Below are 16451 nucleotides of genomic sequence, written 5' to 3'. Positions count from 1 at the left end.
TCAGCTGGCTTTTGGTTCATTCTATCGGTTGAGCTTTTGTAGTAATAGCTGTCTTAATCTTCTCGCTGTTATTTCGTCGATATCTGCTAATATCCCTTGTACAGGCTCAGCTACATGGCTTGCTAAATCCACATCATCAGCAAAGACATAATGATTAAATAGTTGCTGCCATTTCTGCTTGTGCTCGTTTGGTAAGTCTTTAATCGCCAACATACTGTGCAGCATGGCATCAAATGGGTTTGCCAAATACTCTGGGGCTTGTCGCCACCAATAGTTTACTAATACATTAAATGGACTGGTCGCGCTAACCTGATGCCACCATAGAGCAGGTATATAGATAGCATCGCCAGGGGTAAGGGTAGCTGATTGAGCCTTTGAAAGAGCCTCTTTAAAACGTGGAAAACGGCTCAAATCTGGGTTACTAAAATCAACTAAGCTAATTGCTTGTCCAGCAGGTGTAAACTCCAGCGGGCCAACGTAAAGGTTATTGACCTGATCGGTTGGCATTAGAGTAAAAGTGCGTTCACCAGCTGCAACACAAGCTAGGTTATCGGCATTGTCATAGTGAGCCGCAATCTGGCTATGATTCCCCACCCAGAGGCTTGTAAGGCAATTATAATCGGTCACTATTAATGGGTTCTCAAAGCTAAAGCCCGGAGCGCAATACTCTACTGCAGTGGAACCCATATACAACGAATCATTATCGGTTTGCGACAGTTTTAATGCTAGTTTTTGCAATACAGCCTGAAGACTATCGGCGTGCTGTGAAAAATTAAGCCCCGATAAATCAGCGTTATAAAAATACCGACCATGATGAATTGCCTCGCTACTAAAGCTTCGCACCGGAGCATTATTGGCAAGACCTAAAAGATAGTCTAAAGCGCTTTTAGAGCCTTGTTTAGCTGCAATTACTTGGGGCCAATCAGCACAGAGATCTCTTATTACCAGTGGTTCAGTAAGCTCAGCTAAAAAAGATTTAAGATCAGCAATGCTTGAAGCCTGGCATTCTTTTATTGGCGCAGCCGCAAACATTACTGCTGAGCCCATTTTCTATTAAGCAAATGAGGGATTTTTTCCATTGATGCCAACACCATATAAATAGCCTGCAAGTCACCTTGCTGTTGTAACTGCTTAAGTTGCTCAGCGGTTAAATCATGTAGTACCTGTTGGTTAATGGTATAAAAGCCGTTCACTGTGACTTTTTCGCCATTTTTATCCGCATATTCAATACTGAAAGATTCGATTAAATTAACGCTAAGCAAACGCTCAAAAAAGTGGTTAATTGTTTGATGTTCTTGATGTAACGCGTTAAGTACTTGAGCAATATGGTTTAAATAATCGCTATTACCACCATGTTCAAGAAAAATTGCTTCGCCATCGCGTGTGCTTATGCGTGGGCTATCTAAATCAATATGTACCACCAGTGATTGCTCAGGAATGCCATTGTTATACTGAGTTTGTTGACCAATTAAAAATGGCTGGCGCTGCATACTCAGTGGTAAGTAACTCAGCTGTAATTCACCTTGTTCGTTTAGCAGTAAGTTCTCGCCATTTTCAAAACCAAATAAAGCTAAGGCTTCGAATTGACCTGTTTGAGGGTGCTTACGAAATACGATAGGTTGATTTGCTTGGACTTTAGCAAATTCACTTGGAAATACGGTAGCGCAGCTAATATTATCGCCCCAGTTAGCACCGCGTGTGGTGATGACTTTTAGGTCTTTATGGCTGATGTTATCAAGTAATACATGATTGGCCATTGGGCCTCCTAATGCTGAGATTAAATAGGTTGTATGCCAAATTGCTGAATATGATTTAACAGCTCACGGTTAGTTGGTAGTTGTTGTAATCCGCGTTTGGCTTGTTGTTGGTTAGCACTAAAGTGCTCAATAATAGCCGTTGGCATTGCAAGTACAGGGAATTGTGGTAGTTGTTTCATACCATAAAGTACATACTGGTAACTGGCCGCAGAGAAGACCTCTTGAGTGCGGTCAAAGTCGTTTAGCCACGGGCTTTGATATTGCCAAAGTGCTAAGTTTTCTTGCAGCTGCGCAGGGATTGAGTTTGCCTCTTTATGAGCTTGCCAATAGGGGCTAGTGCGCTTTGACAGCACATAATGCAGCTTTAAAAACTCAATGATACGTTGCCAGCGATAATGGCATTGCTCATCAAAACGCTTTGCCAGTGTCGGCATTGCAGCACGATGAGTGGGGAAATTGGCAAGTAAATTATTAAGACCAAGTTCCACCATGACTAACGCTGAGGCTTCAAGTGGTTCAATAAAGCCTGCAGACATACCAATAGCTAAACAGTTTTTATACCAAAAACGGCGTCTATAGCCGGGGTTAAAACTGATTTCACGAAATGTCAATTCACTTTGTTCTGTGCCAGGCTGGGTTTTTGCAATGTATTGGCTAAGTGCATGTTTCGCATCTTCGCTACTGGCAAAGCGGCTTGAGTACACCATACCAAGACCACGGCGGCTTTGTAGGCCAATATCCCAAATCCAACCCGCATCTTGAGCAGTGGCTTTGGTATAAGAAAGAATCTCTTGTTGCGGGTTTAAATAAGGTACCTGAACGGCAACTGCTCGGTCGTTAAATAGCACATCTTGTTGCTCGATTAGTTCGATACCGTAATGCTGATGTAACAGCTTTGCGTGGGTGCCAGAGCAATCAATAAATATATCACCCGTGATAGCGCCATGATCGTGTGTTTGTAATGAACTAATATAGCCATCCTCATCACTATTGATGCTTTCAACATGGCTGACGATATGCTCAACTTTTAGTTTTGTAGTGCAGTGCTGTTGCAGCAGCATGGCAAACTTACCAGCATCTAAATGATAGCCATAGTTTGCTTCACCTTGATAGGCGCTATGTAAGTGGTTTTTCGGCGCTTTATGGTGATCGCACAAGTAGGTTTGGCTTGCCACTGCGTGACTAAAACTCACGGCATCTTTGTTGGCAAACCAGTAAGGTGCAATATTTAATTGCTGATAAGCCACCGGTAAGCTGAATGGGTGATAATAATGTGCGTCGCCTTCATCGTCGCACCAGCTATCAAAGCGTGAACCCTGTTTAAAAGACGCATCACAGCGTTGAATAAATTCACTTTCGCTAATGCCGATGGTTTTTAAGGTTTGTCGCATGGTTGGCCAAGTACCTTCACCAACACCTATAGTGGCAATATCTGGCGATTCAATTAGTGTAATGTGTGCGTTGTGAGTTAAGTGGGGTTGGGCAGCAATTAAGCCTGCAGATAACCAACCCGCAGTACCCCCACCTAAAATGACGACTTTTTTTACTTCATTCTGTTGCATGTTCAAGGCTACCTAAAATGCTATATAGACAAACTAGCATAATTGCGAAAAAAAAAGCCGCTGTTGAGCGGCTTTTTTGACAACAAAATGCTAGAACGAGTAGCGGAAGCCGATGTTATAGCGCGCACCGTATTGGTTTGCACGTAACAGCTGCTCTGAGTAACGAACGTAGGTACGTTGCGTTTCATCTGTAAGATTTAGACCTTCAACAAACACCGTTAGTTTTTCATTAACTGCGTAGTTCACATTGATATCCCACTGGCCGTAAGACTCAGTAAAGATAGGTGAAGCATGTTGGTCAAAGCCTGTTAAGAACTCATCACGCCAGTTATAAGAAATACGTGCTGATAAACCGTCTAAATCATAAATTGCTGAGAAGTTAGCTGAATCACTTAAACCAGGTAAAGCAAATTGATAGCCGATTGCATCTCGGTCAGCTTCAACATCACCAAATACGAAAGTCGCGTTGGCTGTAATACCAAAACCTGAATCACCAAACATATGTTGAGCTGCCAGTTCCCAGCCCCATAGATTTGCTGTTTCAACGTTGTTATCACGCGAAATGAAGAAGCTTGCGAGTGGATCTGTATCGTTACCAACGATAGGCGTGCCTTCTTCTGTACCTTGGTTTTCGTTGATCTTATCGTGAATTGCTTGGTCAGATGGTTGCTCACCTGCTGCTGCTAAATCTTCACGAGCTTGCTCTGCACGATCACCAATGAATGGGTCAGTAATGCCGTCGATCGTTTCTTCAGTTGTAATATTAACTAAGAAGTTATCAACTTGCTTACGGTAGTAACCTGCTGATACATAGCTGCCTTCACCGTAGTAGTACTCAAGTGATAGGTCGATATTGTCAGCGGTATAAGGTTTTAAGTTTGGGTTACCTACAGCAACTTTTCGTTGACCAACTTTAGGGTTACCTAAAAATGACGTTGTTGAACGAAGCGCGCCAACTGGAGGGCGAGCAAGGCTTCGGCTGTAAGAGAAACGAGCGATGACGTCTTCAACTACTTCGATGTTCATATCGATGCTAGGTAAAAACTCTTTGCTGCTACCTTCACCATTTGAGAAAGAGCGCTCATCAGCGTAAATGTATGACCACTCGTTACCGTTAACCCACTCCATTGCAACAGCAGGGCGCTCTAAGCTGTTTGCTGTAACATCCGTTGATTCGTAACGTAAACCCGCAGTGATGTTCACTGGCATACCGTTGAACTCTGTTTCGAAGTTAGCTTGTGCGTATACGGCTGTTGTTTCTTCGCTGACACGGTGATCGTCATCGATTGGACCTGATTGCACCATACCATTTACATCAGCAGGCCAGCTACATGCACCAATGCCGCCATCTGGGTGATCACAGTCAATGCTTTCTGCAATCGCAACGATGTCATCAAAATCAGCATCATAATAGTAATTTAATAACTTATCGCTACCACCGCCAGAGAAACCGTCAAGTAAACCAGAGCTATCTACTCGAGTGAACATGCTGTCATCGTACCAATCAGCAGAGTTTAACCACCAACCAGCAGCTAGCTGACCTGAATAAGCAGTCGTGGTGCGGAAGTCGATTTTAGTGTGTGACATACCAAAGTTAATGCTCGAAAGAGCACCGCTGTCCTCATTATACCAAGTACCTTTTAGTTGATATTGGTCAAGGTCATTCGTGTTAGTGTCTTTGTTTACACCGGCGAAAAGCGTCCCCATGTCGCTAGGTAAAATTTCTGCTTGGCCATTAGTTAAGGTCATATCGATTAGCGGAATTTCGCCTTTGCTGAAGTCAGCCATTTTTTCGTCGATATTGACGGTTGGGTTTTCACACCATGAACATGAGGTGTTACCGATGATCATAAATGCATCATGGCCAATACCAACACCGGCACTTTCTGCCGATGAGTTGTGTGCATCAAACTCAATGTTTAAGTTGTCTGTTACTTGCCAATCAATGTTTAAACCAAGCGATTTATTTTCGTTGGTTGTCGCGCCACGATTTAAGTTTGTAGAGTAGTCACCACCAATCTCAGTTACTTGAGTGTAAGTACCGTTTTCATTGATAGTTGCAGCACTTACGTTACCGCCATTATTGAACCAAACACCAAAGCTACGACCATCTTTTTCAAACTCAAGCTTTGAATACGTGTAATCGACTGTCGCTGTAATACGGTCATTAGGTGCATATTGCAGCACAAGTTGGCCATTGGTACGTTTACGTGAATTGTCAGAAAACGCGTAACCAGCATTCTGCGGATACCAAGTAGCACCATCAGCGCGTTGGTTGTTATCTGTGACAGCTAAATCAGGAGATGATGAAATATCAACATTTGGGATCCAGTTATCAACCGCCATTGATTGTTCACGGTTATCACGCTCTTGCACTGAACCTGAAATTAAGATACCAAATTTGTCATCGTTGAATGTGTTGCTGTAAATACCTGAAAGTTCAGGTGTTACATCGCTACCTGTTTCGTTTGATGTATCGTGAACGGCTTTTGCGCCAATCGATGCGTGTAGGCCAGGATTAGAGAGAGGTTTTGCAGTGGTGATATTAACGGTTGCACCAATACCACCGCTAGGGATATCAGAGCGAGCTGTTTTGTATACTTCAACACCACTCACACTTTCAGTTGCGATATCACCAAAATCAAATGAACGACCACCGGTTGTTGGCATTTGACGATTGTTAAGCGTTACTAAGTTAAATTCAGGACCAAAACCACGAACTGTAATTTTGCTACCTTCACCGTTACTTCGGTCAATAGACACACCGGTAATACGTTGTAAAGATTCAGCTAAGTTGGTATCTGGGAATTTACCAATATCTTCTGAAGTAATTGCATCAACAACACCTGCAGATTGACGTTTGATATCCATTGATTTTACAAGACTTCCGCGAATACCGGATACTTGTATTACTTCAATATCACTCGCTTTGTCGGGCTGTTCTTCGGCGACAGCTGAGTGAGGAACTAGCGCGCTTAGACCCATTGCCATAGACAGGCTAATAGCAAGCTGCTTTTTCTTGAAAAGTGTGTGGTTCATGCAAATCTCCAGATTTGGTTTTAAATAATGTTGTCGTCTATTTTTTGTAAGCGCTTACATTTTTTTCCAAAAAAAATCGCCGAACCCGATTTTATAAATGTAACCGCTTACATTACGTTATTGGAAAGTAAAACAATCGTCAATATAAATAACGAGTTAAGATCAGGGTAAATTTCTATGCTTATGTTATTATTAGAAATATTTTATAAGTAAGTTTCTGTTTTTTAGGTACAAATCCTGCGGGTTTAAGCTGGAATGAGAAAAATATAGTCTTTTACATTTGTTAAATTGAGGAGGTTGCGTGCAATCAGTAAAATGGAATGGTGATGTATTCACCTCAAGTAAAATTATTTGTGTTGGTCGTAATTTTGCAGCGCATATTGCAGAGCTTAACAATGAAACACCCGCTAGTATGGTGTTGTTTGCAAAACCAAATAGTGCCATCACAGATATGCTTAATAGTGAACACTTAGGTGAAGCCCTGCATTACGAAACTGAGCTTTGTTTTTTAGTTAAAAACAAGCAACTGGCAGCGGTTGGACTTGGCCTCGATTTAACCAAACGTGAACTACAAAGCATACTTAAAGAAAAAGGCCTACCTTGGGAGCGTGCAAAAGCCTTTAATGGCTCAGCATTGTTTACTGAATTTGTCGCTGTTAATGACAGCTTGCACTATCAATTTAGTCTAAAGATTGATGGTAAAGAAACTCAACTAGGTGACACAAAGCTAATGTTGTTTAACGCTGAGCAAATTTTAGCTGAGATCAGTGAATTTATGGACTTAGAAGATGGCGATATAATTATGACAGGCACGCCTGCCGGGGTAGGGAAAGTCGCGGCTAATTCAACCTTTGCTGTAACACTTATGGATGGTCAACAGGAGTTACTATCTCATCAGTGGCAGGCTCTGTAAGTGGGTCTAAAATGTAGCGCTGATAATAAGTTGAAAACTCAGGAAAGCTTTGTTCGAGCCAAGTTCGTTGGCTTTGCTGGTATCTCTCACTTGGCAACACCTTGTTTTTCAGCGCCTCATTAATCTGTACAAGTACTTTTTCGGCATAATGATTAGGCGCATTCGTTGAGCAACCAATGGCGCCAAAAACAATACTCTGTGCTGGATTAACGATGGTGAGTTTTTGAATATTCTGTAGGTTTTGCTGGTTGTAATAATCAGCAACAAATGGGTAATCAATAGTGTAATCAATGTAGCCGTGTTCTAGCTGTGATAGCAGAGCAAAATTTGGGCTACTGCCATTACCACTTAGTGCTGCACTTTCGTAGAGTTTGGTATTTTTCGCAATCTTATCTAATTTACTGCCAAACTTACGCGCACTATTTTGACCATAAATAAAATTAGCATCGGTGAATAAAGAGATTAGTGGCACTGGATCGCCATGTTTTTGTTTAATCTTTAATGATTTTTCTTCAGTACTTAAAACACTGAATGGTGGGTACACTGTGGTTGGGATTGAGTAAGTAACATGATTATTTTTTTTACCTCGATGGATCATACAGGCATAGCATGCCATTTTCCCGTCAGCGAGATATTTACTGCCACGCTTTTGCGGTAATATCACTTTGCTGTGGTTAATTTCGGGTAAGGCTTCAATCAACATATCGGTAATTTCATTGCATAACCCACCATGGGGGTTAGCTTTGCTTTTCTCGATAAAGAAAGGCTTAGCATCATTTTCAAACCAGGTAATAGTGAGTTGTTCTGAGGCATCAGTTTTCGGGGCAAAGAACGCCCCCGCAACCACGCATAATACTTGTTTTATGTATTTACTCATCAACAACCTTGCAAGTTAAGTGCTAAGAGTAACTATACACTATAGTATTAGGAAGCGTGTAGTTTGAATAGATAAATGATGAATAAGTATTGGTTTTCGTTTAATCCAATTGCTTCGCATTGAAGAGCAAGTTCAAGCATTTACCTATTCATTTTCTAGTGTTTTTTTGTATTCTTTAAAGCCAACCCCTGTCCAACGTTTGAATGCTTTGGCAAAAGCACTTTCATCTACATAGCCAAAGTACAAAGCAAGGTGTGCTTGATTCGCACTACCTTGGCGTATCAACTTCTTGGCTAGTTCACAGCGAACTTCATCACTTAACTTTTTAAATGAGTAGCCTTTTTCAGCAAGCTTGCGATTTAAGTGCCTTTCACTCACAGCCAATAAATTACTTATTTGTTCACGTTTTAAATTGGGTTGCTTAAGTAAAATTGCACTGACTTTATCAACATAACTCTGTGGTTGCAGTTGCTTTAGTTGTTGCTCTGCCAGTGATTGCATTTGTTGTTGCACAGCTTGATTAACGTTACGTTGTTGCAATTGCCAATCATCATCATGATAAATTAAGTAATTTTCGTTGGTGTTAAAAAGCAATTCGGCGTCTCCAAAAATGGCGCGATAGCTTGCTATATTCCCTTGCTGAGAATGCGTAAATGCAACCACCTTGGGCTTTATTGGTGCACCAGAGATCCATTTCGCGCCACAGGCAACACAGGCAAGAACTGCCTCTATCCTTATTGCTGTAGGAGTGCTAAAAAAGGCATCAAAAGTGACTTTCCAGCCATTTTTTGAATGTGATTTACTAAACTTACCACCTTCACCTATTAAGGCTGAATAGGCAATTAAGCTGTCGACAGCATCACCTAGAGTCGGACAACTAAATAGTAAGTAGCCGAGCATATCGTAACTATCGGGCTTTAAACTTAAGGCTATTTTAAGACCAAGTTCATTGTCATTTAAATCTGTCAAAGCTTGCCAAAGCGCATCTTGTAGCGCCATCGGCAGTCTTCCTTCACTTGGGAATTTTTGAATTTGCTGGCATAAATTAGCATCTAATTGTACATCTAACGCGGGAAGAATATGCAAAATAGCCTTGCTAAAGCCAGGTGTTACGCTGTTTGTAGTCATGTGTGTTCTTCTTATTGTTGTGTGATTTTTATAGCACAACTAAGAAATGATGTCTCGTTTTAACTGGTTTTTGTCCTGTCATCGCTATTACAAGTTTTTAAAAAATAGTTAATCTGGTTGTCACACTTTGATTTATCTATGTAGGAATGAGTATGCATCCATACGTTGTAATTGGCGCAGGCCCAATGGGTCTTTGTACTGTTCGTCGACTAGCTGAGACTGGCATTGATGTGATTGGTCTTGAAGCACACAGTGATGTAGGTGGTTTATGGGATATTAATAGCCCAACCAGCACCATGTATGAATCAGCTCATTTAATTTCATCAAAGAGAATGACCGAGTTTGCTGATTTTCCAATGGCAGAACACGTCGCAACATATCCAAAACATGATCAAATGCGTGAGTATTTTCAAGCCTACGCTAAACATTTTGACCTCTATAAGCATTACCGCTTTGGAGCATGGGTTTCTCATTGCGAGCCAGAAGGTGAGTTTTGGCGAGTTAGCTATGTGCAAAATGGCCTGCAAAAAGAAATTTTAGCGAGCGGTTTATTGCTCGCTAATGGTACTTTGCATCACCCTAATCGGGGACAGTTCAAGGGCTCTTTTGCAGGAGAGCAAATTCATTCAAGTGAATATCGAAGTGCAGGCTTATTTTCAGGTAAACGTGTTCTGATAATTGGTTGTGGCAACTCTGCGTGTGATATCGCAGTCGATGCGGTTCATCGTGCAAAATCTGTAGATATGGTGGTACGCAGAGGTTATTACTTTTTACCGAAATTTGTCGCAGGCAGGCCTACAGATACACTTGGTGGTAAAGTGCGATTACCGAATAAATTGAAACAAATAGTCGATGGTACATTAGTTAGGCTTATTTCAGGCAAACCAAGTTCATATGGCTTACCTGATCCAGACTATAAAATGTATGAATCGCACCCTGTGGTTAATTCATTGTTTTTACATCACATTGGTCATGGTGATATCAAAGTTAGACCATCAATTGCTGAGTTAACCGAGGAGGGAGCCGCGTTTACTGATGGCAATAAAGCTGACTATGATTTGATTTTAGAAGCAACGGGTTACAAGTTGCATTACCCGTTTTTAGACCAAGCTCACCTTAACTGGCAGGGGGATGCTCCTCGCTTGTATTTAAATGTGTTTAATCCATTACATCAAAACTTGTATGTGATGGGTATGGTTGAAGCAACTGGATTAGGTTGGCAAGGCCGTGATGATCAGGCAAAGCTAGTTGCTAAAGTGATCCGAATGCAACTAGATAACCCTACTAAAGCGGCTAAGTTTGCTGAAAAAGTGAAGCGTAAAGCAGCTGTCAGAATTGACGGTGGTATGAATTATTTAGAGCTTGAACGCATGGCGTATTATGTTCATAAAGCTGACTACCTAGCGGCGATTAATGATGAAATGCGCCAATTAAAAATGGGATAAATGATGTCTCAAGCAAGCTTAATCACTTTAAACTTAATTTTGGCCATGATGATGTTTGGTATTGCGCTTAGTCTCAAACTTGCAGACTTTAAGCGTGTACTTAAGGCACCTAGAGGACCTATTACAGGGTTATTAGCTCAGTTTATTTTACTGCCGCTGATAACGTGGTTACTTACTTTAATGGTTCCTATGCCTGCTGAAGTTGCATTGGGACTTATTCTTGTTAGTAGTTGTCCTGGAGGTAGTTTTTCTAACATTGTTACTTTCCTAGCAAAAGGCAATACCGCGATGTCGGTAAGTATGACAGGAGTAGCAAGTCTTGCTGCAACTGTAATGACACCGTTTAATTTTATGCTTTATAGCAGTTTGAACCCAGATACGGCTGTGTTGCTGACCCAAATTAATGTCCCTGCAAGTAATATTCTTGTGATTGTTGCTCTAGTGCTGGCGTTACCACTAAGTTTGGGACTACTTGCTGCTAAATTGTGGCCTGTATTCGCAGCTCGTAGTGAACCCTTTTTTAGATTTATTTCTCTGCTTACCTTGTTCTTATTTGTATTAATTGCACTTACCAGTAATTGGTCCGCATTTATTGCTGGTGCCAGTATTTTTCTGCTGGCGGTGATTGTTCATAACGCGATTGCACTATTGGTTGGTTTTTCGAGTGCCAGAATTATGAAACTGAATAAAGCGGATACGCGTGCGATTACGCTTGAGGTAGGGCTGCAAAACTCTGGTTTAGGCTTGGGTATTATTTTTACTTTTTTCGATAATTTAACAGGCATGGCCATTATTGCAGCAGCATGGGGATGTTGGCATCTAATTTCAGGTATGGGGCTATGTTTTTACTGGCAACACCATGATCGTAAACACGGTATAAAGATCGCAAGTAATAAAGAGGTTCAATGTGGCTCATAAGATCATGATAACAGGTAGCCAAGGCTATATCGGCAAACGGTTAGTCGAGTCGCTATCAACACAGCATAAGCTGGTAGGTATTGATATTGTTGATCTCCCTCAAACTGGTTGTCATTACTATCAACTTGATGTGCGTGATACGCGACTCGCAGAAATTATGCTTGAACACAATATTACACATGTTGTGCACTTAGCGAGTATTTTACAACCGTCTAAAGATGCCGTTCGAGACTTTGATATCGACGTCAATGGCACTCGAAATGTGCTTGAAGCATGTGTTAAGGCAAATGTGCAGCATATTACGGTAACGAGTTCTGGAGCTGCCTATGGTTATCACGCTGATAACCCTAGCTGGTTAACCGAACAACATCCGTTAAGAGGTAATGTTGAATTTGCTTATAGCCATCATAAACGCTTAATCGAAGAGCTATTAAAAAACTATAGATATACGCATCCGCAGCTAAAACAGTTAGTACTTCGCCCGGGGACTGTGCTTGGTAAAACTACTAATAATCAGATTACTGATTTATTTAATAAGCCAAGAATAATTGCCATTAAAGGCAGTGACTCTCCTTTTGTGTTTATCTGGGATGAAGATGTCTTAGCGATTATTTTACAGGGGGTTACAGAAAATCGTGAAGGCAGTTTTAATTTAGCTGGTGATGGAGCTATGGGCATAAAAGAAATTGCTAAAGCCCTAAACAAACCTGTCATTGAGCTTCCTGCTTGGCTTTTAAAACTCAGCTTACGGGTCGCGAAGCTATTCGGAATGACCCAGTATGGCCCTGAACAACTTAATTTTTTACGTTACCGCCCAGTACTTTGCAATCAAGCACTGAAACAGCAATTTGCCTACCAGCCACAAAAATCGAGTAAAGAAGTATTTGCTTTTTATCTCACTAATAACATTAAGAGGCATCCATATGATTAATCCATCGTTACCCGTTGCTGTGATTACTGGTGCGGCTTCTGGGTTGGGTTTAGATTTAGCAAAACAGTTAGCAACTCAATATCAATTAGTATTGATTGACCTAGACCTTAAGCTGTTGCAAGAGCAATGCGGACAAATAATTAATGCGCAATTATATGGCTGTGATTTAGCGAACAAGGACGAGCTTGATGAGTTAATAACGCAGATCAAAGCTAAGCATTGCTCAATAGCGTTACTGATTAATAATGCAGGGATTACGCATCGTTCTTTGGCTCGCATTACTCGTCCAGAGGTAATAGAAAAAGTAATGGCTGTTGATTACTTTGCGCCTGTACGTCTTGTGTCAGGCTTAATCGAACCATTACAGCAAGTACATGGCAAAATCGTAAATATCAGTTCTATGGCTGGATGGATGCCTGTTATGGCCAGAGCAGGCTATTGCGCAGCTAAATCTGCGTTACACCAATATTTCGAAACATTTCGCGCTGAAATGCGCCCAACGGGCGTGTCGGTGTTGATGGTATATCCTAGTTTTTTAGATACTCCGATTGATAAAAATACATTAAATGGCGATGGCGGAAAAACCAACCATGCCCGCTCAATGGTTGGTAAAATGCGTACGAGTGACTGGATGGCAAAGCAAATTTGTGAGGCTATTCGACTTGATAAGCAACGGCTTTTCCCTGATAGATTTACATATTTTTCGGCGTTGTTATACCGCTTAATTCCAAGTTTATACATGCATTTTATGGCACGTAAATTTGCCAGTGAGTGGGAGGTTGCGTAATGGTTTTAATAGGCTTAGGGGCGGCTATTATTTTTGCCTTTGCAGTGGAAGCTATGACTGGCTTTGGTAGCATCGTTATTGCCTTAACAATTGCAGCATTATTTATGGATATTCAGCAAGCAATGCTGTTACTCGTGCCACTTAATTTACTAATGACTTCAGTGATGGTGTTTAAGCTGCGTGCGTATATTCAGTTGAATTTGTTAGCAAAGCAGATTTTACCTCCAATGCTGCTTGGCACAATGATTGGTGCTTTACTAACGCCTTATTTTCCAGCGCAATTAACAAAAGTATTATTTGCTTTATTAATCATTTGGTTTGCGGGACGTGCCATTTGGCAAGCGTCAGCTATGCCTTTGAGTAAGCCTGTACAGCTTTCCGTGATAGGTGGTGCAGGTATTACGCATGGTTTATTTGCATCAGGAGGGCCTCTTCTTGTATATGCAATGGCTCGCAGTGGTTTAGACAAAACTTCATTTCGCGCCACGCTTCTAACTATTTGGCTTATTTTAAATAGCTGTTTAACTCTTTGGTTTCTCATCTCAGGACAATTAGCAGGGCAGTTGGGCCACTTTCTAATGCTCGCCCCATGTGTTCTGTTTGGGGCGCTTATTGGTAACTACTTTCACCATACAATTAATCAAACACAATTTTTACGCTTAGTCTTTATCACTTTATTACTGCTTGGAGTGTTGCTGTGCTTAACCGCACTGTGGCAGTGGTAGTAGGTGGCTATGTAAATTGCTGAATATCAGCACTCTCTGAGGAATTTGAATGCACACAAAAACAAAAATTAATGCCATTACCTTAGGAATAATCTTAGCAACAGGTAGCATGGCTGAAGTAAAAGCAGCAGATGACAAAGAACTTGAAGTAATCTTAGTTTCGGCCCAAAAACGTGTTGAAAGTGTCAAGGATGTGCCTTTATCGATCACTGCCATATCGGGTAAAGAGCTACAAAGTAAAAACATTAACGATAGTGAGGAGCTGTCATCACGTATAGCAAACTTTAATATCAGTCAGTCAGGGCAGGGCTACAATATCACTATGCGCGGTTTAGGCTCTGGCCCAAACCAAGGTTTTGAGCAAACCGTGGGTACTTATGTTGATGGCGTTTATCGTGGTCGTGCTTATCAAATGCGCAGCGCTTTTGTTGATCTCGAACGCTTTGAAGTATTGAGAGGGCCACAATCAACGTTATTTGGTAAAAATACCACCGCAGGAGCTCTGAATATAACGAGCGCAGCACCCACTGAGGAGCTATCAGGTTATGCAAATCTTAGCTATGAGTTGAATAATGGCAGTACTTTTGATGGTGCTATTAGTGGAGGCGTAACTGAACATTTTCAGGCTAGAGCAGCGGTAAAAGTAATTGACCAAGATGGTTATTTTTACAATACACTGCAAAAGCGTGATGAAGTTGGGCGCGATGGGGTTTTTAGTCGTTTAACTTTGACTTGGCAGCCTTTAGAGAGCTTGGATGTCTCTTTGAAGTATCAACATGACGAAGAAGATAATATTGGTATCACACCAAGCCAGCCAGTTGCAGAGCCTGTTTTATATAATGCGCCATTACCTGCCGTATTTGGGGATGTAAGTAGTTATGTAATCGGCGATAAGCTTAACAAAGGTTTGTCCACTTTAGGTGAAAATGAGCAAGGGGAGTTCAAGGCTGATTATTGGACTTTAAATGTTGAGTGGGATTTAGGCCAACACGTACTTAGTTCGGTAACAGGGTGGCAAGATTATACTATGTTGCAAAGTAATGATGGTGATCATGGCCCTGCACCTCTAACCTATCGCCAAGCGAGTGATGAAAGTTTTCAGCAGTTCAGTCAAGAGCTGCGTATTAGTTCGTATAATGATGGGCCGTTTAATTATATTGCGGGTCTATACTTTCAAACCACAGAACTCGACTTTTCTGAACTGTATCGAATTTATCCACTTAATGCGATAGGTCCACGTGATTATCAATCTGACAGCGATACACAAGCAGTATTTGCAAAGTTTGATTATCAATTTGCACCTAATTGGCAGGCATCATTAGGTTTACGATATTCGCAAGAAGATAAATCAGCATCAAGACGTTTAAGCATGATCGAGCTAAGCTCAGGTACACCTATCAATGATATGGCACAGGTGAATGTCCCAGCAACTTTGCAAGCAATGGGGTTACCTGCAGTTTTACCTACATCAATGTATTTAGGAGTTTTAAGCTCTCAACTAGGGCTTGAGCAACATCAAGTAAATGGTGAACGTGATGAAAATGAATTCAACCCATCGCTTTATATCTCCCGTAAGTTTGATGATGCAATGGCCTATGTATCAATGTCGACAGGGTCTAAAGCTGGTGGCTATGACGCGAGAGCTAATTTAGCATCAAATTGGCAATTTGAACCAGAAAAAGTAATAGCCTATGAAATGGGCGCTAAATTTACCTTGGATGACGGTGCTGCTGATTTGAATATCGCAGTATTTAGTATGCAGTTTGAAGATTTACAAACATCAACATTTGATGGTGTTGCAGGTTTTTATGTTGAAAATGGCGCTGAATCATCAAGCCAAGGCGTTGAACTCGATGGTCGTTGGTTAATTGCCGACAACTGGCAGTTGTCAGGCAATATTGCGTATCTTGATTTTAGCTGGGATGAGTTTACAGGTGCCAAATGTTTTAACAGTGCGATGTATCAACCATCAAACCTTGAAAGCTCAGGTAAAACCTGTGACTTAAGTGGTAAAACAGGGGCGTATGCGCCTAAATGGTCGGGCAGTATTAACCTTGATTATATTAAAGAGTTTGGTTCAGCGATGGAGTTTACTTTTAATCTTGAGAGTGAATTTAAATCGCGTTATTTCACTAATTACGATCTAAATCCATATACAGCGCAAAGTGGCTACGGCAAAGTCAATATGCGTTTCGGTTTAATGGATTTAGAGTCTGGATGGTCTGTTGCATTGTTAGGTAAAAATTTAACTGACAAGATGACTAGTAGCTACAGTACAGATATGTCGTTCGCACCGTCAGGAATGTATGCAACATGGGTTGAGCCAGGTAGAAGTATAACTTTGCAAGCAGGGTATCGATTTTAACTAA

At 41.2% G+C, this 16451-nt stretch carries 13 protein-coding genes; 7 read left to right on the top strand and 6 right to left on the bottom strand.

From position 1 onward, the window contains the following. Positions 1 to 21: 21 nt before the first annotated feature. The 4 genes from EVU92_RS00440 to EVU92_RS00425 form a co-directional block, all read right to left on the bottom strand. A complete protein-coding gene (locus tag EVU92_RS00440; RefSeq protein ID WP_168989992.1) occupies positions 22 to 1032 on the bottom strand; it encodes a cupin-like domain-containing protein in 1011 nt (336 codons plus the stop codon). Beyond that, positions 1032 to 1757, bottom strand: a complete 726-nt coding sequence (locus EVU92_RS00435; RefSeq protein ID WP_130049584.1) for a SapC family protein — start codon at positions 1755 to 1757, stop codon at positions 1032 to 1034. The genes EVU92_RS00440 and EVU92_RS00435 overlap by 1 nt, the downstream gene beginning before the upstream one ends. A 20-nt stretch (positions 1758 to 1777) precedes the next feature. Then, positions 1778 to 3319, bottom strand: coding sequence for a tryptophan halogenase family protein (locus EVU92_RS00430; RefSeq protein WP_130049583.1), 1542 nt, complete (start codon positions 3317 to 3319; stop codon positions 1778 to 1780). A 90-nt stretch (positions 3320 to 3409) separates the two neighbouring features. Continuing rightward, entirely contained in the window at positions 3410 to 6358 is a 2949-nt protein-coding gene (locus tag EVU92_RS00425) for a TonB-dependent receptor (RefSeq protein WP_240701293.1), read from the bottom strand. 301 nt (positions 6359 to 6659) lie between these two features. Here EVU92_RS00425 and EVU92_RS00420 point away from each other — a divergent pair, with 301 nt between their 5' ends. Further along, entirely contained in the window at positions 6660 to 7271 is a 612-nt protein-coding gene (locus EVU92_RS00420; RefSeq protein ID WP_130049582.1) for a fumarylacetoacetate hydrolase family protein, read from the top strand. Here the strand turns inward: EVU92_RS00420 and EVU92_RS00415 are convergent. Then, on the bottom strand, positions 7222 to 8148 hold the full coding sequence (locus EVU92_RS00415) for an ABC transporter substrate-binding protein (RefSeq protein ID WP_130049581.1): 927 nt from the start codon (positions 8146 to 8148) through the stop codon (positions 7222 to 7224). The two genes, EVU92_RS00420 and EVU92_RS00415, sit on opposite strands and share 50 nt — an antisense overlap. Before the next feature lie 144 nt (positions 8149 to 8292). Further along, on the bottom strand, positions 8293 to 9276 hold the full coding sequence (locus EVU92_RS00410; RefSeq protein WP_130049580.1) for an AraC family transcriptional regulator: 984 nt from the start codon (positions 9274 to 9276) through the stop codon (positions 8293 to 8295). Positions 9277 to 9428: 152 nt separating this feature from the next. Between EVU92_RS00410 and EVU92_RS00405 the strand changes: the two genes are divergently transcribed. Genes EVU92_RS00405 through EVU92_RS00380 form a run of 6 tightly spaced genes read left to right on the top strand, consistent with a single transcriptional unit; the run spans position 9429 to position 16447 of the window. Continuing rightward, on the top strand, positions 9429 to 10721 hold the full coding sequence (locus EVU92_RS00405) for an NAD(P)-binding domain-containing protein (RefSeq protein ID WP_130049579.1): 1293 nt from the start codon (positions 9429 to 9431) through the stop codon (positions 10719 to 10721). Between the two features lie 3 nt (positions 10722 to 10724). Beyond that, positions 10725 to 11639, top strand: coding sequence for a bile acid:sodium symporter family protein (locus EVU92_RS00400; protein ID WP_130052194.1), 915 nt, complete (start codon positions 10725 to 10727; stop codon positions 11637 to 11639). Then, entirely contained in the window at positions 11629 to 12570 is a 942-nt protein-coding gene (locus tag EVU92_RS00395) for an SDR family oxidoreductase (RefSeq protein ID WP_130049578.1), read from the top strand. Before EVU92_RS00400 ends, EVU92_RS00395 begins: the two co-directional genes overlap by 11 nt. Beyond that, positions 12563 to 13357 (top strand): SDR family NAD(P)-dependent oxidoreductase, encoded by a 795-nt coding sequence (locus EVU92_RS00390; RefSeq protein ID WP_130049577.1) that lies wholly within the window; start codon positions 12563 to 12565, stop codon positions 13355 to 13357. The genes EVU92_RS00395 and EVU92_RS00390 overlap by 8 nt, the downstream gene beginning before the upstream one ends. Further along, positions 13357 to 14082, top strand: a complete 726-nt coding sequence (locus EVU92_RS00385) for a sulfite exporter TauE/SafE family protein (RefSeq protein ID WP_130049576.1) — start codon at positions 13357 to 13359, stop codon at positions 14080 to 14082. The genes EVU92_RS00390 and EVU92_RS00385 overlap by 1 nt, the downstream gene beginning before the upstream one ends. Positions 14083 to 14131: 49 nt before the next feature. Then, positions 14132 to 16447: a TonB-dependent receptor gene (locus tag EVU92_RS00380; RefSeq protein ID WP_130049575.1), complete on the top strand. Its 2316-nt coding sequence runs from the start codon at positions 14132 to 14134 to the stop codon at positions 16445 to 16447. Positions 16448 to 16451: the final 4 nt, after the last annotated feature.

This window comes from Pseudoalteromonas sp. MEBiC 03485, assembly GCF_004195145.1.
Lineage (GTDB): Bacteria > Pseudomonadota > Gammaproteobacteria > Enterobacterales > Alteromonadaceae > Pseudoalteromonas > Pseudoalteromonas apostichopi.
The sequence above is the reverse complement of the archived record's forward strand: the minus strand, read 5'-3'. Positions and strand labels throughout refer to the sequence as shown.